Origin of the sequence: Ruegeria sp. (genome assembly GCF_965221235.1) — a bacterium.
Classification (GTDB): Bacteria; Pseudomonadota; Alphaproteobacteria; order Rhodobacterales; family Rhodobacteraceae; genus Ruegeria.
On sequence record NZ_CBDCRS010000003.1, the window covers coordinates 226,221 to 248,055 of the forward strand.

Below are 21,835 nucleotides of genomic sequence, written 5' to 3' on the forward strand. Positions count from 1 at the left end.
ATATTGATCGGGCAAACGCGCGGGAGGGCGTTTGATGGACTTACCCGAACAGCACGAAGCCGAGGAACCCGGCACGCGGTTTCTTCTCTACCCGCAATCGCCCTTTCTGGAACCGGATGCGCCGCTGGAACTGGTCGAGGTTTCGGCCCCGCAAGGCAGCATCGGTCCCGGCCCGTCCGGTCCGCGCATGTACACGGTCAACCCGGTGGGCAAGACCACACCTTATGGTGCGATCGTGCCCGGCCCAAACGGCCCCGGCATGTATCTACCGCCCTGGGACGGGTTCTTTCAACCCCCCGCCATGCCAGACGAGTCCGGCAACTTCATCCATATCGACCCAAGCGATCCGGCGTTTGAAGCGGCGCATCTGTTCGGCTCGGCCCATTTCACCATGGATGTCTGGGAGGGGTATTTTGACCGTCCGATCCCCTGGCATTTCAGGCGCGATTTTGACCGACTGGAGCTGTCGCTGCTGCCCAGCCTTGACAACGCACATATCGGCTGGGGTTTTCTGGAAACTGGCGGCACGCATGAACACGGCGATGAATACCGCCCCTACAGCCTGAATTTCGACGTAGTCGCGCATGAAATCGGCCATGCCATCATCTACAGCGTGATCGGGATGCCCTCGGACGGGGATGCCTCGGGCGAGTATTACGGGTTTCATGAATCGGCAGCCGATCTGGTGGCGTTGTTGGCCTCGCTGCATTTCGGTTCGGTGGTCGATGATTTGCTCGAAAACACGCGCGGCAATCTCTATACGTTCAACCGCCTGAGCCGGTTTGCCGAACTGTCCGAGAATGCACAAATCCGGCTTGCGGCCAACGACCGGTCACTTTCCGAGTTTGCCGCCGGATGGTCCAGCGAGCATGCTTTGTCCGAACCCCTGACCGGCGCGATGTTCGATGTTTTCGTGGACATTTACCACGAACGCCTGTTGGTTCACGAGCTGATCACACCCGAGGAAGAGAACCTGTCGGATCAGCTGGAAGGTACGCCCGAATACAGCGAGGTGATGCAGGGGATTTTCGACAAACGATACGCTGAAAACCCCGAAGATTTCCGCATTGCTCTGCTGGAGGCGCGCGATTTTCTGGGAACCTATCTGGCCGATACGTGGGAGCGGCTGGATGCGGATATGCTCAGCTATTTTGGGGTGGAAAAGGCCTTGCTGGCTGTCGATCAGGAAATCACCGGGGGCGCGTTTCACCGCATCATCGAAGGCAATTTCCGAATGCGCGATATCGGCGAGGCGACGGTAGGCCCGCGCCTGCCCGACCCCGACGAGGACAGCCACTCTAATTCGGTCCGCACTCAAGTGCCGGGGTGAGACCCAAAACCCTTTATTTTGAAGCGGTTTTGTGGCATCTATGCGTGGGGTGATTAATTTGGATTAATTTAAGCCTGAACCCGTTCAGGCCGTATTGAGGGGGAGATGAGGTCTCGGACTCCGTCGCTCCCGTAATTGGGAGAGAGTGATATGTCTGAGTCATTGCTCAGTTTTTCAGAAGTGTTGTTATTTGGAAGAGTACTTGGCGACATAAAGATCGAAACGCAAACCAAGGTAAAAGCTGCCACGACTGCCAACCTGCCCCTCCCTTTAAAGGGGAATACCGTCGATGGAGTTAACCTGAAACCTGGCGACCGCGTTCTGGTAAAGGATCAAGCCGAGCCAACACAAAACGGCGTTTATACTGTTGCGGACGACCCTGATCATTCTTGGTTTAATAAAACCCAATTCAAACATGGAACGCTAATAAAAGTGCGTCAGGGGACTCAGACCGACCCACAAAAGCCATTTTGGGAACAAGTCGGCAGATTCGATCTTGGGCAACAGTTGTTTGAACAGGTTAGCAGACGTAAAAAGCGACGCGGAAACAACAACCATTTGGCGGAACAGTTGGACGATGACGCTCAGTTCGCCAGAATTTACGGTTTTTCTTACGAGGGAACCTATTACGAGTTGCCTGAGCCAACTGTGTTTCTGGTACATGGAGAAGGTGATACCGCCACAGAAGGCAATGCCCCTGCTGGCAATGGTGCTCGGGCTCCGGTGAACCCAGCTCTTTCTGGTGTGGCGTCTGCGGACTATCAAATCGCCGACGACATTCGTGTATGGGATTATGACAAAGCCGACTACACCGTTCGCATGGATGTGATGACCGGCCAGTTCGAACAAGTCCTTCTCGACATCTATTTTGGCTTCGACAGCCCGGCGGTCAGTGGCGCTCGGGTAAGTGGTGCGCGTGTCAGCGGTGCGCGTGTCAGTGGGGCCCGGGTAAGTGGCGCACGTGTCAGCGGTGCCAGAGTCAGCGGCGCGCGGGCTCGGGGTTCCGAGGACTGACGCCGGACGGACCTTGTGGTTCCGATCTGGAAAACTGCACAACAGGCCCCTGTCAAACGGGGCCTGTTTTATTAGAACCCAGCCTTTTTTAGGCCCTCAACGAAATGCTGCGTGTCCTCTTCCAATTTGTCCGGCTGAACAGTCGCCCAACGCGACAGTGAAAAATTCGGATGCGCCGAGCGATGTTTGTCCGCAATCTGACGGGCCAGGTCGGTTTGACCAAGCTGTGCATAGCTTGCGGCCAGCAAACGTTGCCCCTCGGTTGGATTGTTCATCTTATTGATGGTTTCAATCGAGTCTTCGTAGCGCCGAAGGTTGTAATACGCGCCCCCCAGGTGCCACAGATACTGATCCGGGAAATAGGGGTTCAGGCGCATAGCCTGCCGCAGATGCGTGATCGCCGTTTCGTTGTCACCATAATGCGCCAGAGCGTCAGCATAGTCCGAGTGCATGTCGGCATCATTGGGGTTAAGCGCCAGCGCCCTTTGATAGGACTGGATCGCGGCATCATGCTCTTTGCGGTAGAGATGCACATACCCCAACTCTCCGAACCCTCGTGCGTCCGTCGGGTCCAGCTCGATTGCGCGTTGCGCAAATCCCAGCGCCTGATCAAGTGCGCCAGAGGGGTCCTCGGTCCAGGAATAGCGCCAGTTGATATTCAGCGTTCGCGACAGCGCAGCCGCAGCGCGGGCGTAGCCTTCGTCCCGATCCAGGGCATTTTCGTAGAAGCTCTGTGCTTTCCGGTTGTCGTTTCGGGTGTATTTGAAGATGTGGTACTGACCCTGAAGCACAGACCCATACGCCTCAAGATCGGACGGAATCGCCTGAATCATACGTTGCTTCTCATGCGACTCGATCATCACAGCCGTGGCGGCCACGATGCATTCCGTCACCTCGTCCAGAATGTCAAAGATGTCGTCGATCTTGCGGTCGAACCGTTCTGCCCAGATGGTGCGTTCGGTCGTGGCATCCACCAGTTCGGCAGTGATCCGGATTCGGCTGGCCGAACGGCGCACGCTGCCGCGAGCAACATAGCGCACGTTCAAACGCCGCGCCGCTTCTTTCGGGGGCATCGTCTGCGTTTTGAAAAAGAATGACGAGTTCCGGGCAATCACGAAAAGATTACGGAACTTGGACAGATTCATGATGATATCGTCGGTCAGACCATCCGCGATCCAGCTGTCCGACTCGTCGCCGCCTTGACTACTGAATGGAAGGATCGCAACCGACGGTGTATCGGGCCGTTCCAGCACGTCTCCGGGCAGGTCGGGGCGCATTGTCCCGGCCATGGTGGCCCCGGCCACCTCGCTGCGCACGCAATAGGTTGAAACGGGCGACAGGATGTTCTTCAGGTTCTTTGGCCCAAGAAACTCGTAACCATAGCGCAGTCTGTTGCAGACCTGATCATAGACGGCCGAACTGACGTAAACCCGCTCGGGCTCAGCGATTTCCTGAAGTCGGGCCGCGATGTTGACGTTGTCGCCGTGGATACCACGGTCGTCGATCAGGATTTCGCCTAGGTGGACGCCAGCGCGAAATTTGATTCGCTGACTATCGCCGCGGTCCTGATTGTGCTGGGCGGCGATACGGTGCAGTTCCACCCCGAATTCCACCGCGCTGGTGGCTGTTTCGAACAGCGCCAGAACGCCGTCACCCCGCACTTCAACCACGCGCCCGTGGAACCGGGCACAGGTTTCTTCAAGCAGGGACATCAATGATTTCAACGCATTATAGGTGTCCATCTCATTCTCGCTCATCAGGCGGGAATAGCCGACAACATCGGCAAACAGCACAGCGCCGAGCTTTTGCGTAATCGAAGGACCCGAACTTACATTGTTCACATTCATTACTCGTCTGAGGGGTTCAGTTCGAACCCGATGTTCAACTTATAGCAAAAAAGTGCTTTTGCATTGCGGTCGCAATCCAGGGCGCTTCAATCGCACGTGTCGATCAGCGGCGGCCACGACCAGTTCGATGAAAGGTCTGATCCGAAAGTAACAACCGTTTCCTGACGCAAGTCTTTGGCCAGTTCTGATCGCCGCTCCTGCCAATCCTGTTTGAGAACCCCCACAACAACCATATCGTGAAACGTGCAATCTGCAAACCAGGCCTGTCGCATGGTTCCTTCGACCTTGAATCCCAGTCTGGCGACAAGGTCTCGGCTGATGTGATTGTCCGCGCGATAATACGAGGTGAGCCGGTTCAGACCCATCTGCCGGAATGCGAAGTCGAGGATCAGTGCTGTCGCCCGCGCAGCAAGACCTAAACGACGGGCGGATTTCTCAACGAATACCGCGACTACTGCGTCGCGATTGATCGGTGAAATTGCCTCGAGCCCGGTCAGCCCCAGAACCTGCCCGCTTTCGGCTTCGATGACGAACCAACATTTGCAGCTATTGGGCGTGGCGCCGAATGCGTCGCTCCAGTTTTCTTCGGTTTGGGTCAGGTTGAGAGGTATGCGCGAGGCACGTTCAAATCGGGCGAGGTCGTCGATATCCTGAAACCAGGGGGCGATCACCTCAAAATCCGCCTTTTCCAGCGGTCGCAGCCTGAATACGCTGTTGGGCTTGTCCGGCAATGGAGTAACTACCTTTAATTTAAGTCTGAAATAATACCTGGCCGACACTAGCACATAAAGACCGGAAACACGAAATGAGAATGCCGGGGCCGTATGGCGGATTTCCTCCTATGAAAATAGAACGCCCGACCCACCCGTATGGGGCGAGCCGGGCGTCCACGGTTCAGAGTTGTATCAATCGTACAGAACGGCCGAGATTTTCGGGTCATCCATGTTCGATGCGTCATAGTAGTAGAAGCCGGTGTCGATCAGCGTCGGGACTTCTTCGCCATTCATGGCAGCCACGGCGGCCTTGACGGTTTCATAGCCGATACCAACCGGGTTCTGCGTGATCGCCCCAGCCATTAGCCCGCTTTTAATCGCGTCCTTCTGGGCCTTGCCGCTGTCATAGCCGATGATCACCAAACCCTCGGTTCCCAGCTCCTGCACACCATTCACCACACCGATGGCCGAGCCTTCGTTGGTGCCGAAAATACCCGCCAGATCGGGATTGGCGGTCAGGATGGCCTTGGTCACCTCGGTTGATTTCAGATGGTCGCCCTGCCCGTATTGCACGGTCACAACCTCGATATCGGGGTATTTCTCGGCCATGCGGTTTACAAACCCATCGCGGCGGTCGATGCCGGTGCGGCTGGTCTGGTCATGCGCCACCACAGCAACCTTGCCCTTGCCACCGATCTTCTCAGCCATCTTGTCGGCGGCCAAACCTGCCGCGGCCAGATTGTCCGTCGTCGCAGTCGAGACCGGGATGTCACTGTCGACACCGCTGTCGAAGGCGATGATTGGGATGCCCTTGTCATTGGCCTGTTTCAGCAGTGGAATGGCGGCCTGACTGTCCAATGCAGCAAAGCCGATGGCCTTGGGATTGTTGGCCAAGGCAGCAGCCAGCATGTCGATCTGGCGGTCCACCATCGTTTCATTGTCAGGGCCCTCAAAGGTGATTGTAACCCCGTATTCATCCGCTGCCTGCTCAGCCCCGGACTTCACCGCCTGCCAGAACTGATGCTGGAAGCCTTTGGATACCAGCGGGATATAGACATCCTCGGCTGTAGCCATCGAGGCCGGTACAGCAAGGGTCGCCGCACTCAGCGCCCCTATCAGGAAACGACGTGTAAACATGATTCTCTCCTCCAGTTGGTCGTTTTTGTCGTTGGTTTGAAATGCGTCTCAGCCAGTCTTTTTGCGCCGCGCCATGTCGGCATAGACGGCCAGAATGATGATCGCGCCGGTCACCACGGTCTGCCATTCCTGCGCCACCGACAGCACGCGCAGCCCATTGGTCAGAACCGCCATGATCAGCGCGCCGATCAGCGTGCCCAGAATGGTGCCGCGTCCGCCGGACAAGGATGTGCCGCCGATCACCACGGCTGCGATGGCTTCAAGCTCGTAGCCAAGCCCTAGCGCCGGTTGCGCAGAGTTTAGACGTGACGCGATGAGGATACCGGCAATGCCACAGATCGCCCCGGCCAGCGCGTAAATACGCATCTTCCACATATCGGTGTTCACACCGGACAGGCGCACAGCTTCTTCGTTCGATCCCAGCGCAAAAGTGTAGCGCCCCAGCACTGTTCGGCTCAGGATGTACGACGCCGCGATGGCGACTAGGAACAGGATCAGCACGCCGTTGGGGATGGGCAGAGCCGGAAAAACCTCTCCGATCAGCGACCCGCGCGAGATCTGGTCGAAGCCCGGCGTGTCGTTGAAATAGATCGGTCGCGTTCCCGAGATCACCAACGACAGGCCCTTGAGGATCAGCATCATGCCCAGCGTGGCAATGAAGGGTGGGATTTTCATCTTGGCCACAAAGGTGCCCGAGCACAGGCCGCAAAACGCGCCCGCTGCGATGGCCGCCGCGACGCCCAGCAGCAAAGGCATCCCCAGATATGTCAGAACCACGCCCGCAATCACCGCGCAGAAGGTCATCATCGTGCCCAAAGACAGGTCGATGCCGCCGGTGATGATGATCAGGGTCGCGGCCACGGCCAGCACTCCGTTAACGGATGTGGCCTGCAAGATCGCAATCATGTTCGAGGTCTGCATGAAATTTGGAGACGCGATCGAGAACCCAATCAGCAGCGCGATTAAACTGGCGAAAGCCAGCAGCTTTTGATACGCGCCGCTTTCCGACAGACCCGCCAGGGGCTTCTTCTTGTCGATATCCGTTGCTGTGGTCATTGCACTGTCCCTGTTACCTGCATCGCCGCCGTGCGTTGGGTGGCCAGATGCATGATGTCTTCCTGAGTGGTGTCTTTGCCGCCGGGCAGAATGCCGGTCAGTCGGCCCTCGCACATCACTGCGATGCGGTGGCTGAGGCGCATGATCTCGGGCAGTTCCGATGAGATCACGATGATCGTCTTGCCCTGCGCGGCGAGGTCTTCGAGCAGTTTGTAAATCTCGGATTTCGCGCCCACGTCGATGCCGCGGGTGGGTTCGTCGAAGATCAGAATATCGCAGTCGCGCAGCAGCCATTTGGCGATGACAACCTTCTGCTGATTGCCCCCCGACAGGAGCCGAACCTCCTGCACGTCCGAGGGGGTGCGGATGCCCAATTGATTGATAAAGCTTTTGGCCGTGGTGCTGATGTCGCCATCATTCAGCACGCCACCCGCCCCGGTGAACAGGTCCATTGAGGCCAGTGCGATATTGTCCCGAACGTTCATTCCCGTCGCCAGGCCGAAGTGTTTCCGGTCTTCGGACAAATAGCCGATGCCGGCTCGCACCGCGTCTTTCGGAGATTTGATCGTGATAGGCTGACCATGCACACGGATCTCACCACCATCTTTCGGATCGGCCCCGAAAATCGCCCGCGCCACTTCGGTCCGCCCGGCCCCCATCAGCCCGGCAAAGCCCAGAATTTCACCCTTTTGGACCGAGAAGCTGACATCGTGAAGCTCATTGTCCCTGCTGAGGTTCGATACCTGCAAAGCGACTTCCGCACCGCCCAAATCCGGCACATCCAGAGGCTCTTCGCTGACCTCGCGCCCCACCATCATCGCGATAATCTGGCTGATCGGCGTCTCGGCCGCGTCTACCGTGCCGACATATTCGCCATCGCGCATCACCGTGACCCGGTCGGCGATCTGCTTCAGCTCATCCATCTTGTGACTGATATAAACGATGCCCACGCCCTCGGCCCGAAGGCGGCGGATGATCACAAACAGCTCGGCAATCTCGGCGTCGTTCAGGGCCGCCGTGGGTTCATCCATGATCAGAACTTTGGACCGGTAAGACAGCGCCTTGGCGATCTCGACCATTTGTTGTTTCGCAATGGTCAGACTGCCGACCAGCGTCTTGGGGTCGAGCGTCAGGTTCATTGAGGCGAAAATCTCGGCCGTCTGCGCGTTCAGCGCAGCTTCATCCAACCGACCAAAACGCTTGCGCGGCTCGCGCCCAATAAAAATGTTCTGGGCCACCGTCAGATCGTTCATCAGGCTCAGCTCCTGATGGATGATGCCGATGCCCAAATCCTGTGCCTCTCGCGGGGTGGTCGGGCTGGCGGGGCGGCCATCAATCGCGAGATCACCGCCGTCACGCTGATAGATCCCTGACAGGATCTTCATCAGCGTACTTTTCCCAGCCCCGTTCTCGCCCATCAACGCGTGAACCTCGCCCGGGAACAGATCGAACTGCACAGATTTCAGCGCGTGCACACCGGGGAAATTTTTGTCGATCCCCGTCATGTCGACCAGTTTTGTCATCTCTCCTCCCAAATGCCCTTCTCCCGTTGGGCCACGCGCGGGTTACATCACCGCGCCGATTTGCCAGGGGACGAACTCAACACCCCCAAAGCCAAGCTCCTCACTTTTGGTTTTCTCGCCCGAGGCGATGCGGATGAGGATTTCGAACAGTTCCTCGCCCTTGGCCTCGATACTGACCCCGTCGGTGACAATGTCGCCGCAATTCAGGTCCATATCCTCGGCCATGCGCGCATACATTTCCGAGTTTGTCGCCAGCTTCACACAAGGTGTCGGCTGATAGCCCGAGACCGAACCGCGCCCAGTGGTGAACACAATCAGGTTCGCGCCAGAGGCCACCTGCCCCGTCACCGAGCAAGGATCGAAGCCGGGGCTGTCCATGAAGACAAACCCGTGTTTGTCCACCTTCTCGCCGAATTTATAGACATCCCGCAGCGGCGCCGTGCCGCCCTTGGCCACGGCCCCCAACGATTTCTCCAGAATGGTCGTCAACCCGCCGCGCTTGTTGCCGGGGCTTGGGTTGTTGTCCATCTCACCGCCATTGCGGGCAGTGTAGTCCTCCCACCAATGAATACGGTCGATCAGCTTTTGGCCGACCTCAGAGGTCTCTGCGCGTCGGGTCAGCAGATGCTCGGCCCCGTAGATTTCAGAGGTTTCGGACAGGATCGTTGTCCCACCGTGCCGCACCAGAAGGTCAGAAGCATAGCCAAGCGCCGGATTGGCGGTGATCCCCGAATATCCGTCCGAACCTCCGCACTGCATCCCAACCGTGATCGCGCTGACCGGCGCGGGTTGCCGTGTGGCTTGATTTGCCAGCTCGGCAATGCCGCGAAGTTCTTCAAGCCCGCGTTCGATGGTCCGGCGCGTGCCGCCCTCGTTCTGGATGGTCATGTAGCGCAACGCGCCGTCGGAGCGGATCGGTTGCCCACCGACCAGATCGGCGACCTGCATGACCTCGCAGCCCAGTCCGATCAGCAAGATGCCTCCAAAGTTCGGATGCTGCGCATACCCGGCCAGAGTGCGGAACAGGGTCGCATAGCCTTCGTCTTTGCCTGACATGCCGCAGCCGGTGCCATGCACGATCGGGACCACACCATCAACATTTGGAAACTCGTCCAGCAGGCCGGATTTCTCGGCCGCCTCGGCAATGAAGCGCGCCACCGATCCCGAGCAATTCACCGTTGTCAGAATGCCGATATAGTTGCGCGTCCCGACCTTGCCGTCCTTGCGGTGATAGCCTTGGAACGTGCGGCTCTCGTGAATCGCAGACAAAGGCGTGTTGGCGCTGGCATGGGCGTAATCCTGTTGATGCGCTCCCATGCCAAGGTTCTGGACATGCACATGTTCCCCCGGTGCAATATCAGCCTTGGCCTGCCCGATGATCTGGCCATAACGAATGACATTCTCACCCGCTGCGATAGTTGCCACGGCGATTTTGTGGCCGCGCGGGATCGGAGCGGCCAGCGGTGTCGGAACGTCCAGCGGCTGTTCTTTGGCTGCTAAATCCCGCAACGCGATCACGACATTATCATCAGGGTTCAGCCTGACAGTGTCGCGACTCGCTGCCCGAGGGGCCTTATTTTCCTGGCTATTCTGCATCCTCTCCCCGCTTGCTTGCTACGAAGTGCTAAGGTGCAATCACGCTATTGTCAACTAACATGTTAGTATGATAGGTCGTACTTATGACCAAACCACAAGACATCGACGCGCAGATTTTGCGCGATATTGCATCGGGGGACGGCTCGCTGGCGCAGCGGGTCTATCAGGCGATTAAGCAGGCCATTCTGTCGCTGGATTTCCCGCCGGGCGCGACGCTCAGAAAGGCTCCGATCTGCGAAAAACTCGGCGTGTCGCGCGCGCCTGTGACCGAGGCGATAGCCCGGCTTGCCACCGATGGTTTGGTGGATGTGGTGCCGCAGTCCGGTACGCGGGTGTCTTATTTCTCGATGTCGGAAATCCGCGAGGGGATGTTTCTGCGCGAGGCGCTGGAACTGGCGACTGTGGCAAAGGTTGCCCGTGATCTGACCGAGGATCAGGCGAAAAAGCTGAACAGAAATATGCGGTTGCAGGAACTGCTGATCGGGGATGAGGATATTCCCGGGTTTTATCAGGCGGATGAAGAATTCCATGCGCTGTTGATGGAGTTCACCGGCTTTAATCGGCTGGGCGACGTGGCGCAGACTGTCTCGCTTCAGGTCAGCCGCGCAAGGATGTTGTTGTTGCCGACGCCCGGGCGCATCGCTGAAACGCTGGCGGAACACAAGGCCATTCACGCCGCCATTCTGGACCGCGACGAGCAGGCCGCACAGGCCGCCATGCGGCGCCATTTGGGCCAGTTGCTGCCGCGGATCGAGGTATTGACGCAGGAGCAGCCGCATTTGTTCAACATCACCCCTCAGCCAGCACGAGAGGCAGGATGACCGTTTCCCAGACAGATCTTCTGAACCATCGCACGGCGCGGCCGGTGCCATTGACCCGCATGGGCTTTGGTGGCGCGCCCTTGGGCAATCTCTATCGCAAAGTGTCTGATCAGGACGCGCAGGCGGCGTTGCAGGCAGCCTTTGACGCGGGCATCCGGTTCTTTGACACCGCGCCACAATATGGTCTGGGCCGCTCGGAATACCGGTTCGGCGAAGCAATGCGGCGCTTCGGTCGCGAGAATGTCAGCTGTCCACCAAAATCGGGCGGTTACTGTTGGATTGCGAGCCTCACGAAGTGACGCCCGAGGCGTTTGTCGACGTGCCGCAGAAACGGATCGTGTTCGACTACACCTATGACGGGGTGATGCGATCCTATGAGGCCAGCCGCGAGCGGATCGGAGTTGCCAATTCCGACATCCTGTTGGTGCATGACGTCTGTGTCTTCAGCCAGGGCAGTCAGGAAGTATCCGACGCCAAAGTGCGCGAGCTGTTCGATGGCGGCGGCTATAAAGCACTAACCGAGTTGCGCGCCGCTGGTGAGATCGCGGCAATCGGCGCAGGTGTGAATGAATGGCAGGTTTGTGAGAAACTGCTGGGGCTAGGCGATTTTGACGGCTTCCTGTTGGCCGGGCGATATACGCTATTAGAGCAGGAGGCGCTGGAAAGTTTCCTGCCGCTATGTGAACAGCGCGATGTTGGGATCATTCTGGGCGGGCCGTATAACTCAGGCATTCTGGCGACCGGCGCGGTGCCGGGGGCCAAGTACAACTATGCTGATGCGCCGCCAGAAATTCTGGAGCGTGTACGCAAGATCGAAGCGGTATGTGCGGCGCACAATACCCCGTTGATCGCCGCCGCATTGCAATTCGTACTGGGCCACCCGAGCGTCAAAACCGTTGTCCCCGGTGCTGTGAGTGCCGCCGAAGTTCAGGCCAATGTCGCCTTGCTGCACCGGAATATTCCATCGGGCCTGTGGTCTGATCTGCGCGGCGAAGGGTTGATCCGCCCGGACGCGCCGCTGCCGTCCGAGGCCGCCGATGCTGCGTAACCTCGACCCGATCCTGTCACCCGAATTGCTGTATGCCCTGCGCGCCATGGGGCACGGTGATGAGATCGTGATTGCCGATGCGAACTTTCCCGGTTCAAGCCTCGGCCCGGACTGCATTCGCGCCGATGGCTCTTCTGCCAGTGAAGTTCTGCGCGCGGTACTTTCTGTGATGCCGCTGGACACATTTGTGCCTGATCCGGCCCTGACCATGCAGGTGGTTGAAGACCCCGATGCCATACCCGAAGCCGTGGCCGAGTTTCAGGCCATCATCGACGCCACTGCTGACTCCCCCGCTCGTATTCAGGGGGTAGAGCGGTTCGCGTTCTACGATCGTGCCGCCAACGCATTTTCCGTCGTGCAGACAGGAGAGCGTCGGCTTTACGGCAACATCATCCTCAAGAAAGGTGTGATTGGGTGAAGATCGACGCGCATCACCATTTCTGGGCTTTGGCACGGGGAGACTATGGCTGGCTGACACCCGATCTGGCCCCGATCTACCGAGATTTCACCCCCGATGATATGGCACCGTTGCTGGAGGCAGCAGGGATCGGCGGAACCGTTCTGGTTCAGGCCGCACCGACCGTGGCCGAGACGGAATACATGCTGTCACTGGCCGACCAGACACCGTTTGTGAAGGGCGTGGTCGGCTGGGTCGATTTTGAGGCCGCGGATGCATCCCGGCAAATCGGAGCATTGGCGGCCCACCCGGCGCTGGTCGGATTGCGTCCGATGATACAGGATATCGCCGACCCCAACTGGATGCTGGGCACGACGCTCACGCCTGCTTTTGACGCGCTGCAACAGCACGGTCTGACCTTTGACGCGCTGACTCTGCCGCACCATCTGGGGGCATTGCAGCAGCTTTTGACCCTTCACCCACAGATGCGGGTCGTCATCGACCATGGCTCCAAGCCGCTGATCCATGCGGGCGAGATCGCCGGATGGGCCGACGATATGGCTGCGCTGGCCCGGGATACGGGCGCTTGGTGCAAGCTGTCCGGGCTGGTCACAGAGGCCGCGCAAGATTGGACAATCGCCGACCTGCGCCCTTATGTCGATCACTTGCTGGAAACCTTCGGCCCATGGCGCCTGATCTGGGGCAGTGACTGGCCGGTTTGCACCCTGGCCAGCTCCTATCAGCGCTGGCTCGACACCACAGACACGCTGCTGAGCGCGCTTTCCGACGCTGAACGTAACGCGGTTCTTGGGGGCAATGCCGCCCGGGCCTATAACCTCAGAGGCTGAGATGACTTTTCCCCAACTGGATACTGCCGGGCTGTGGCTGGGGCGTGTGGAACGACCCGGCATTGGTCCCTGTGTTGTGACACTGCGCGACGGACGGCTCTTTGATATCACGTCGAAGCAGGCCCCAACTGTGCGGGATATCCTCGAACGCGAGGATGCGGCGGAGTATGTGCGCACGGCTAAGGGCGAGGCTTTGGGTCCATACGATGCAGATCATAACTGGCTGGCCCCCTGCGATCTTCAGGCTATCAAGGCCTGCGGTGTCACCTTTGCAGGTTCGATGATCGAACGCGTGATCGAGGAGCAGGCTGCGGGCGACCCCGCCAAGGCCGATGCGGTCCGGTCCCGGATCGGCGCGCGCATTGGCGACAGCCTGAGCAACATCGTCCCGGGCTCGGACGCGGCGGCAAAGGTCAAAGAAGCCCTGATCGAAGAGGGTTTGTGGAGCCAGTATCTGGAGGTCGGTATCGGCCCCGATGCCGAGGTATTTTCTAAGGCGCAGGTGCTGTCCTCAGTCGGTTACGGCGCGGATGTGGGGCTGCACCCGATCTCGACATGGAACAATCCCGAACCCGAGGTGGTTCTGGCCGTCACCTCGCGAGGCGAGGTCAAGGGAGCCACGCTGGGCAATGACGTCAACTTGCGCGATGTCGAAGGACGCTCGGCACTGTTGCTGAGCAAGGCCAAGGACAACAACGCCTCTTGCGCCATTGGGCCGATGATCCGGCTGTTCGACGATCGCTTTACGCTGGATGATGTGCGCAAGGCCGAGCTGACCCTGACGGTCAAAGGCTTGGACGGGTTCGTTCTGAACGGCCATTCCTCGATGTCGCAGATCAGCCGCGATCCAGCCGATCTGGTGGCTCAGACCATCGGGCGGCACCATCAATACCCGGACGGGTTCATGCTGTTTCTGGGAACTCTCTTCGCGCCGACGCAGGATCGCGATACGCCCGGTGGTGGATTTACTCACAAGCTGGGCGACACGGTCACAATTGCCAACGACGAACTGGGCGCGCTGACCAACACGGTGCGCCTGTCGACGGACTGTCCGGAATGGACGTTCGGGGCGTCTCATCTGATGCGAAACCTCGCCGCGCGGGGATTGATTTGAGAAAGACTGGAAGATGTTGAACAAAAAACACCTGATATCCGTTCCAGAGCGCAGAGCCGGGCTGACATCAGAATATCCCCGTTGAACCGTTGCCCGAAAAACCGTGAGGAGCACCATGACCACATTCACCCCACCCGGCCGGCTGTCCGGCAAAACCGCTCTGATCACCGCCGCCGGTCAGGGGATTGGGAGGGCTACGGCGGAATTGTTCGCAGCTGAGGGCGCGCAGGTCATCGCCAGTGACATCAATGAGGCGTCTTTGGCCGAGCTGGCAAATCTGCCCGGCATCCGTGCTATTTATCTGGATGTGACCGACGCGGCAGCCGTGCAGGCGGCCACTGCGGATTTGCCGTCGCTGGACGTGTTGTTTAACTGCGCCGGGTTTGTGGCGGGTGGAACCATTCTGGAGTGTGACGAGCAGCAATGGGACTTCAGCTTTGATCTGAACGTCAAGGCGATGTACCGGCTGATCCGGCTGACCCTGCCTGCGATGCTGGCGCAGGGCGGAGGGTCGATCATCAACATGTCCTCGGTCGCGTCCTCGCTTAAGGGAGTGCCAAACCGGTTCGTCTATTGCGCCTCAAAGGCGGCGGTGATCGGGATGACAAAATCGGTGGCTGCCGACTTTGTCACGCAAGGCATTCGCTGTAATGCAATCTGCCCCGGCACAGTCGATAGCCCCAGCCTGCATGACCGGCTGCGCGCCACCGGGGATTACGAACAGGCCATGACCGGCTTCATCGCCCGCCAGCCGATGGGCCGGATCGGAACGGCCGAAGAAGTTGCCGAGCTTGCGCTTTATCTTGCAAGCGATGCTAGCAAGTATACCACCGGACAGCCCTTTGCCATCGACGGCGGCTGGACCATCTGAGTTGAAAAGGAACTGAAAATGAAGCTGTTGCGCTATGGGCCGGTTGGCTCGGAAAAGCCCGGAATACTGGACGAAACAGGCACCATTCGCGACCTGTCGAGCGTCGTCAACGATATCGCTGGGGACGTGCTGAGCGATGAAGGTCTGGCGCAATTGCGGGGGCTGGACCTGGCGTCGTTGCCCGCCGTTGACGGCGACACCCGGATTGGGGCGTGTGTCGGCGGCGTAGGCAAATTCATCTGCATCGGCCTGAACTATGCCGATCACGCTGCCGAAAGCGGTATGGAACTGCCCGCCGAACCTGTGATCTTTTTCAAGGCCACCTCGGCCATCACCGGCCCCAACGACACGGTCGAAATCCCGCGCGGATCGGTCAAAACCGATTGGGAAGTCGAGCTGGGCGTCGTTATCGGCAAGCACGCCAAATATGTGTCCGAAGCCGACGCGCTGGACCACGTGGCCGGATATTGCGTGGTCAATGATTTGTCCGAGCGCGACTTTCAGCTTCACCGTTCGGGCCAGTGGGTCAAAGGAAAATCAGCGGATACGTTCGGCCCGATCGGTCCCTGGCTGGTGACGCGGGATGAGGTCCCGGACCCGCAGAACCTACCGATGTATCTTGAGGTCAACGGGCATCGCTATCAGGACGGCTCAACCAAGACCATGCATTTCAGAGTGGCGACCGTAATCTCGCATCTGTCGCAGTTCATGTCGTTGCATCCGGGCGATGTTATCTCAACCGGGACGCCTCCGGGCGTTGGAATGGGGCAGACCCCGCAGACCTACCTGAAGCCCGGAGACAAGATGGAGCTGGGCATCGAGGGGCTGGGCGTGCAACGGCAGGACGTTGCGCAAGGGTAACGCTCGCACAGTTGGCCCCGGCTTATGCGGGCCGGGGTTTGCCTATCCCGGCCACGGCAGGGAATAGGTTTTGACGTTGGTGAAGAATTTCATCGCCTCAATGACCCCCTCCTTCACGCCATTGCCGCTGTCCTTGATGCCACCAAAAGGGGACATCTCGATCCGATAACCGGGTTGTTCCCAGATGTTGCAAGTGCCGACATCCAAGCCGTTGATATAGGCAATCGCGCGGTTCAGATCGTTGGTGCATACGCCCGAGGACAGGCCGAATTCTGTGCTGTTCGAGATTTCCATGACCTTGGCGTCGTCATCCGGCACGCGGATGATTGGAACGACGGGTCCAAAGGTCTCTTCTTTCACCAATTCGCTGTCGTGAGGCACCTTGTCGACCACGATGGGCGGCAGCAACGCGCCCTGTCGGCCTGGGTGATAGAGAATTTCCGCGCCTTGCTCTGCGGCCATAAAGACGCGTTTTTCGAACAGCTTAGCGGCTTCGGCGTGGATCACGCAGCCCAGTTGCGTCTCGGGGTCTTGAGGGTCTCCGAACTTTAGGGCTTTGGCCTTTTCCAAAACCAGCGGAACGAATTTATCGGCTACGCCTTCCTGCACCAGAATGCGCTTGATTGCCGTGCAACGCTGCCCGGAATTCCCGGTGGCCCCGGCCACGGCGATGGTGGCGGCCCGGTCAAGGTCAGCATCACTGAGGTCGTTCAAAACGATCAGAGGATCATTTCCGCCAAGCTCCAACGCCTGACGTTTGTAGCCTGCTTTCGAGGCGATCATCTTGCCCACCGTAACGCCACCGGTGAAGGTAATGATGTCAATGTTGTCATTGGTGATCATCTCGTCGCCAATGTCCTGCGGCCAGCCCGTGACCACCTGAAACATCTCGGGCGGCAGCCCCGCCTCGTACAGAATGTCGGCCAGGCTCAGCGCTGTAAGTGGCGTCAGCTCGGTCGGTTTGCAAACCATGCAGTTGTTGGTTGCGATCGACGGCGCAATCTTGTGGCTGACCATGTTCAGCGGGTGGTTGAATGGCGTAATCGCACTGATCGCTTTGACCGGTTCGCGCTTGGTGAAAATCTTCCTTTCCTTGCCGTTATGGGTCAAATCACACGAGAATACCTCGGCGTCATCCCTCAGGGCTTCGGCAGCGGCAAATTGAAAAACATCCTGCGCGCGTTTGGTCTCGTAGATCGAATGCTGTTGGCAAATGCCCAGCTCCAGTGTTAGCCACTTCACCAGATAATCGCGTTTCTCACCAATCAGTTCGCCCGCGCGCTTCAGGATCTGGCTTCTTTCATACCGGCTCAGCCGCGGAGTGTAGTTGGCAGCGATGTCAAACGCCTTGCGCGCATGGATGGCCGTACCAGCCGGAACCGTACCAATCACCCCATTGGTATAGGGGTAATGCACCGGGATCGTGGCATCTGTGAAAACGGCCTTGCCCCCGATGCGCATGCCCTCGTTTCGGATGTCAGATGTGTTCATGCTGCCGCCTCGGTGCTGGAAGGGACAAAAGTATAGGAGTCCGTATCAAGGTCGTGCCTGGGTTGGTACACAAAAATGCCGATACTATTGGAACAGGCGTCCCGTGCGTCAAAGGCCAGCTTGCACGGTACACGACGCTTCTTGAAACGAGGGGCGAAAAGGATTCGAATTGAAGATTCTTCACTACAAGGATCTTCAGGATGTTCGGATTTCTCCTCACCCCTCTGATGACAACGCTAAGCCCACATTTTGATCTGAGCAAGACGCGATTGGAGACCCTGGCCATAATGCTGATTGGTCTGGCAAACGGTCGAACTGTGAACCTTGGTCATCTGGCGAGTCAGTTCCCCGGCAGCGCTCTTCATGCATCGAGTTATCGCCGCCTTCAGCGCTTCTTCCAGCATGTTCGATTGGATGGAGATGTGGTTGCGCGGTTGATTATCTGCCTGCTTGATCTGAAGGGTCCAAAGCTCCTTGCGCTGGACCGGACCAACTGGAAGTTGGGCAAGACCGATATCAACTTTCTGGTTCTGGCGATCGTGACACGCCGCTTCAAGGTGCCTCTGATGTGGTCGCTTCTGGGTAACAGCGGTAATAGCTCAACGCGGCAACGCAAGAAGTTGATCCGACGATATCTTCGAGTGTTCGGGGCATCTTCCATTGAGGCTCTGCTGGCAGACCGGGAGTTCATTGGGGATAAGTGGTTGGATTTTCTCGCTGAAAACAACGTTCCATTCGTCGTCCGCTTACGCGAAAACATGCACATCCACACCGAAGACGGACGCCGGTTCCAGTTGCGTTCGCTGCTGCGCAAACGCCGCAAGGGCCAATGGAAAGGCTGGCTGGGCGGCATGGCGCACACGCCCAAGAACCTATTTCGCTTTCAGGGGAAACGGATCAAAGGTGGCGAGTTGATTTGGGTCGCAACAAACATCGACGCCCCAAAAAACCCACTCAAACTCTATCGCAAAAGGTGGGGCATTGAATGCCTCTTCGCAGATGCCAAAACTCGTGGCTTCAATATCGAAGACACTCACATCACCGACCCGCACAAGCTTGCGACACTCCTTACGATCGTTGCGCTGGCCATGACCTGGGCATACCGATGCGCAAGTCAGGCGATGGGCCGACAGGGGATCCCGAAAAAAGCCCACAAGCGGCGGGCAACGTCATGGTTCAGGGTCGGGTTCGACGCGCTCCGACGTTGGATCTTATATAACCCGGAAAAGGCTCTTCAGGCCTGGCGACGAACCTGCCCAAAGCGGTCGCTTTCAAGCCCCAAAATGGAGCGCGTTTGGCCATGAGTCGTGTACCATGGCCAGCTTGGTTGATTTGGGCAGAACAGCATAACGTTTATTCAATAAATTCGCCTTGTTTGGTGGAAAACGCTCTCCGTGCATTTCTGCAATCCTTTTTTTGGCTCGGGTCAATGCGCAGGCTTGCCGAGGCGTTTTGGAACAATATGTACCAATTATCCATCACTCCACGTAATACACTTGGAAATCGCCCTATCATTTTGTATTTTGGATACAAAGCTCAAAGACCCGAGACCACTCGAATGCCCAGAACCCGCGCGATCCCCCGGCAAAGCCTGCCTGATGTCATCACCAATGACCTGCGTGAGCGGATTCTGAGCGGTGAAATGGCAGAAGGTGAAACCATTCGCCAAGAAGCGCTGGCCGAGGATTACGACGTCTCGCGCATGCCAATCCGCGAGGCGCTGAAACGGCTGGATGCCGAAGGGCTGGTACAGCTGACCAATAACCGAGGCGCATCGGTCACGTCGCATTCCTTGTCAGAGATCGGTGAGATTTTCGATCTGCGCATCCTGCTTGAGGTTGATCTTTTCCAACGCGCCATTCCGCGGATGTCCCCGGCGCATTTCGGCGAATGTGAGCGGCTTCTGACCGAGATGGAAAAGTCCTACGATGCCTATGACGTGGGCCGCTGGGGCAGTTTGAACAATGCTTATCACATGGCGCTGTATGCAGCGGCGGGACGCGGGCTGAGCAATGAGATTCTGCAACGGGTCAATGTACAGTCCGACCGCTATGTCCGCATGCACCTGAGCGTCATGAAGCAGCGCGAACCGGCCAAAAAGGACCATCGCGAATTGTTGTCGCTTGCCCGCGACGGCAGGGTTGAGGACGCCTGCGCCCTACTGACCCGCCACATCCGGCGCACCAAGGAACAGTTGCTGGATATGATTACGTCCACGCGCAAAGACGACTAGGCGACTAGTCCAGTGGGTGCAGGCAGGCGACCTTGTGGGTGTCGCCGTCAAGGGCGGGTGGTGCCGCCCGGCATTCCTCGGTCGCCAACCAACAGCGCTGAGCAAAGGCGCAGCCCATGGGGATATTCATCGGCGAGGGCAACTCACCTTCCAGTTTGATCCGGTCTTTGCGCGCCTCGGGATCAGCGCGCGGCGTGGTCGACAGCAGCGCCTTGGAATAAGGGTGGCGCGGGGCTGCGAACAGCTGCTCTTTCGGAGCTTTTTCCACGGCACGGCCCAGGTACATGACGATCACGTCATCCGCGAAGTGCTTTACCACCGACAGGTCGTGCGAAATGAACAGATAGGCGAGGTTGAGACGTTCTTGTAACTCGACCAGCAGATTCAGAATCTGCGACTGGATCGAAACGTCCAACGCCGAGACCGGTTCGTCCAGCACAAGCAGCTTGGGGTTCAGCATCAGCGCACGGGCAATGGCGATCCGCTGACGCTGTCCACCTGAGAACATATGCGGGTAGCGGTCGTAATGTTCCGGGCGCAGGCCCACAAGGTCGATCATCTCGCGCGCGCGGGCTTCGCGATCAGCGGCGGACATGTCGGGGCGATTGATGATCAGAGGCTCTTGCAGAATCTGCCCGATCCGCTGGCGTGGATTGAGCGAACCGTAGGGGTCCTGAAACACGATCTGTACCGTCTCGCGCATCTGCGCCCATTTCGCCGGAGTGATGTCGACGCCGTCGATGGTGAGGCTGCCCGAGGTCGGCTCTTCGATCATCGTCACCACGCGCGCCAAGGTCGACTTTCCGCAGCCGGATTCACCGACGATAGCCAGTGTCTTGCCGGGTTGCAGGTCGAAATCCACGCCTGAGAGGGCTTTGACCGTTGCCGGTTTCGACAGTAGTCCGCCTTTGACGGTGTAGAACCTGGCCAATGCACTGGCCTGAACGATGGGGGCGGTCATGCCAGCTCTCCGGCGATAATCTTTTCTACATGGTGGCAACGAGCCTTGCCGAATTCGGCGCTGTGCGGCGTTGGCGGCAACGACCGGCATATGTCATCGGCATACTGGCATCGGGGGCTGAACAGGCACCCTTTGGGTCGGTCGAACTGGCCCGGCACAACGCCCGGAATGGTGGGCAGCATCTTGGAGGTTGCCCTTTCCGGCAGCGCGCTGAGCAGAGCCGAAGTATATGGATGACGCGGGGCGCGGAACAGGTCTTTGACAGGCTGTTCTTCAACCTTTTGGCCTGCATATTGTACCTGCACCCGCTCAGCCGTTTCGGCGACGACGCCCATGTCATGGGTGATCAGCACCAGACCCATCCCCTGTTCGTCGCGCAGCCGGATCAGCAGGTCGAGAATTTGCGCCTGAATAGTGACGTCCAGCGCGGTTGTCGGCTCATCTGCGATCAGCAGTTTGGGATTGCACGCAATGGCCATGGCGATCATGACGCGCTGGTTCATCCCGCCGGACATTTGGTGCGGAAAGGTGTTCAGGCGGCTTTCAGGTGCAGGAATACCGACCTGATCGAACAATTCAATCGCGCGCTGGTGACGGTCCTTTCGGTTCAGGCCCAGATGGATGCGCAGCGCCTCTTTGATCTGAAAGCCGACGGTGAAACAGGGGTTCAGCGACGACATCGGCTCCTGAAAGATCATGGCGATGTCCTTACCGATGATCTTGCGCCGGTCGCGGGCCGAGATTTTCGTCAGGTCGATGCCCTCGAAACTCAGCTGATCGGCAGTGATCGTGGCGGTCCAGGGCAGCAGGCCCATCAGCGCCAGCATCGAAACCGATTTGCCCGAGCCGCTTTCACCAACGATGGCCATCAGCTCACCCTTGTCGACCGAAAGATCAACGCCGTCCACGGCGCGGAACTTACCCGAGGCGGTGGCAAATTCGACGGTGAGATTTCGGATATCCAAAAGGCTCAT

At 58.4% G+C, this 21,835-nt stretch carries 21 protein-coding genes; 12 read left to right on the forward strand and 9 right to left on the reverse strand.

Annotated elements, in window-relative coordinates:
• The first annotated feature begins 34 nt into the window (after window positions 1-34).
• Both ACOQOY_RS01475 and ACOQOY_RS01480 read left to right on the forward strand, forming a co-directional pair.
• Entirely contained in the window at window positions 35-1,330 is a 1,296-nt protein-coding gene (locus tag ACOQOY_RS01475) for a hypothetical protein (protein WP_420583718.1), read from the forward strand.
• A 150-nt stretch (window positions 1,331-1,480) separates the two neighbouring features.
• Entirely contained in the window at window positions 1,481-2,344 is an 864-nt protein-coding gene (locus ACOQOY_RS01480) for a hypothetical protein (RefSeq protein ID WP_420583719.1), read from the forward strand.
• 71 nt (window positions 2,345-2,415) lie between these two features.
• On the opposite strand, the gene ACOQOY_RS01485 is transcribed toward ACOQOY_RS01480, so the two are convergent.
• The 6 genes from ACOQOY_RS01485 to ACOQOY_RS01510 form a co-directional block, all read right to left on the reverse strand.
• Complete coding sequence (locus tag ACOQOY_RS01485) at window positions 2,416-4,185, reverse strand: adenylate/guanylate cyclase domain-containing protein (protein WP_420583720.1); 1,770 nt, start codon at window positions 4,183-4,185, stop codon at window positions 2,416-2,418.
• Between the two features lie 92 nt (window positions 4,186-4,277).
• Window positions 4,278-4,922, reverse strand: coding sequence for a GNAT family N-acetyltransferase (locus tag ACOQOY_RS01490; protein ID WP_420583721.1), 645 nt, complete (start codon window positions 4,920-4,922; stop codon window positions 4,278-4,280).
• A 174-nt stretch (window positions 4,923-5,096) separates the two neighbouring features.
• Window positions 5,097-6,041 carry an ABC transporter substrate-binding protein gene (locus tag ACOQOY_RS01495; RefSeq protein ID WP_420583722.1) on the reverse strand — a complete coding sequence of 315 codons (945 nt, stop codon included), beginning with the start codon at window positions 6,039-6,041 and terminating at the stop codon, window positions 5,097-5,099.
• A 48-nt stretch (window positions 6,042-6,089) separates the two neighbouring features.
• The gene (locus ACOQOY_RS01500) at window positions 6,090-7,097 is read right to left on the reverse strand and encodes an ABC transporter permease (protein WP_420583723.1); all 1,008 of its coding nucleotides are present in this window, start codon (window positions 7,095-7,097) and stop codon (window positions 6,090-6,092) included.
• Complete coding sequence (locus tag ACOQOY_RS01505; protein ID WP_420583724.1) at window positions 7,094-8,620, reverse strand: sugar ABC transporter ATP-binding protein; 1,527 nt, start codon at window positions 8,618-8,620, stop codon at window positions 7,094-7,096. Before ACOQOY_RS01505 ends, ACOQOY_RS01500 begins: the two co-directional genes overlap by 4 nt.
• Before the next feature lie 42 nt (window positions 8,621-8,662).
• Entirely contained in the window at window positions 8,663-10,216 is a 1,554-nt protein-coding gene (locus tag ACOQOY_RS01510) for a UxaA family hydrolase (RefSeq protein ID WP_420583725.1), read from the reverse strand.
• An 83-nt stretch (window positions 10,217-10,299) separates the two neighbouring features.
• Between ACOQOY_RS01510 and ACOQOY_RS01515 the strand changes: the two genes are divergently transcribed.
• The 8 genes from ACOQOY_RS01515 (at window position 10,300) to ACOQOY_RS01550 (ending at window position 16,176) form a co-directional block, all read left to right on the forward strand.
• Window positions 10,300-11,037: a GntR family transcriptional regulator gene (locus tag ACOQOY_RS01515; protein WP_420583726.1), complete on the forward strand. Its 738-nt coding sequence runs from the start codon at window positions 10,300-10,302 to the stop codon at window positions 11,035-11,037.
• Complete coding sequence (locus ACOQOY_RS01520) at window positions 11,034-11,336, forward strand: aldo/keto reductase (RefSeq protein ID WP_420583727.1); 303 nt, start codon at window positions 11,034-11,036, stop codon at window positions 11,334-11,336. The genes ACOQOY_RS01515 and ACOQOY_RS01520 overlap by 4 nt, the downstream gene beginning before the upstream one ends.
• A complete protein-coding gene (locus tag ACOQOY_RS01525; protein WP_420583728.1) occupies window positions 11,312-12,085 on the forward strand; it encodes an aldo/keto reductase in 774 nt (257 codons plus the stop codon). The genes ACOQOY_RS01520 and ACOQOY_RS01525 overlap by 25 nt, the downstream gene beginning before the upstream one ends.
• The gene (locus ACOQOY_RS01530) at window positions 12,075-12,503 is read left to right on the forward strand and encodes an RbsD/FucU family protein (protein WP_420583729.1); all 429 of its coding nucleotides are present in this window, start codon (window positions 12,075-12,077) and stop codon (window positions 12,501-12,503) included. The genes ACOQOY_RS01525 and ACOQOY_RS01530 overlap by 11 nt, the downstream gene beginning before the upstream one ends.
• Window positions 12,500-13,330, forward strand: a complete 831-nt coding sequence (locus ACOQOY_RS01535; protein ID WP_420583730.1) for an amidohydrolase family protein — start codon at window positions 12,500-12,502, stop codon at window positions 13,328-13,330. The genes ACOQOY_RS01530 and ACOQOY_RS01535 overlap by 4 nt, the downstream gene beginning before the upstream one ends.
• 1 nt (window position 13,331) lies before the next feature.
• Entirely contained in the window at window positions 13,332-14,444 is a 1,113-nt protein-coding gene (locus ACOQOY_RS01540) for a fumarylacetoacetate hydrolase family protein (protein ID WP_420583731.1), read from the forward strand.
• Window positions 14,445-14,559: 115 nt separating this feature from the next.
• Window positions 14,560-15,315 carry an SDR family oxidoreductase gene (locus ACOQOY_RS01545; RefSeq protein ID WP_420583732.1) on the forward strand — a complete coding sequence of 252 codons (756 nt, stop codon included), beginning with the start codon at window positions 14,560-14,562 and terminating at the stop codon, window positions 15,313-15,315.
• An 18-nt stretch (window positions 15,316-15,333) separates the two neighbouring features.
• Window positions 15,334-16,176, forward strand: a complete 843-nt coding sequence (locus tag ACOQOY_RS01550; RefSeq protein ID WP_420583733.1) for a fumarylacetoacetate hydrolase family protein — start codon at window positions 15,334-15,336, stop codon at window positions 16,174-16,176.
• Window positions 16,177-16,218: 42 nt separating this feature from the next.
• On the opposite strand, the gene phnY is transcribed toward ACOQOY_RS01550, so the two are convergent.
• Window positions 16,219-17,667: a phosphonoacetaldehyde dehydrogenase gene (gene phnY / locus ACOQOY_RS01555; RefSeq protein WP_420583734.1), complete on the reverse strand. Its 1,449-nt coding sequence runs from the start codon at window positions 17,665-17,667 to the stop codon at window positions 16,219-16,221.
• A 200-nt stretch (window positions 17,668-17,867) separates the two neighbouring features.
• Between phnY and ACOQOY_RS01560 the strand changes: the two genes are divergently transcribed.
• Together ACOQOY_RS01560 and ACOQOY_RS01565 are read left to right on the forward strand one after the other, a co-directional pair.
• Window positions 17,868-18,971, forward strand: coding sequence for an IS4 family transposase (locus ACOQOY_RS01560; protein ID WP_420583443.1), 1,104 nt, complete (start codon window positions 17,868-17,870; stop codon window positions 18,969-18,971).
• A gap of 254 nt (window positions 18,972-19,225) precedes the next feature.
• Window positions 19,226-19,900 (forward strand): GntR family transcriptional regulator, encoded by a 675-nt coding sequence (locus ACOQOY_RS01565; RefSeq protein WP_420583735.1) that lies wholly within the window; start codon window positions 19,226-19,228, stop codon window positions 19,898-19,900.
• Window positions 19,901-19,904: 4 nt separating this feature from the next.
• On the opposite strand, the gene ACOQOY_RS01570 is transcribed toward ACOQOY_RS01565, so the two are convergent.
• On the reverse strand, window positions 19,905-20,861 hold the full coding sequence (locus tag ACOQOY_RS01570; RefSeq protein ID WP_420583736.1) for an ABC transporter ATP-binding protein: 957 nt from the start codon (window positions 20,859-20,861) through the stop codon (window positions 19,905-19,907).
• Window positions 20,858-21,835 (reverse strand): ABC transporter ATP-binding protein, encoded by a 978-nt coding sequence (locus tag ACOQOY_RS01575; RefSeq protein ID WP_420583737.1) that lies wholly within the window; start codon window positions 21,833-21,835, stop codon window positions 20,858-20,860. Before ACOQOY_RS01575 ends, ACOQOY_RS01570 begins: the two co-directional genes overlap by 4 nt.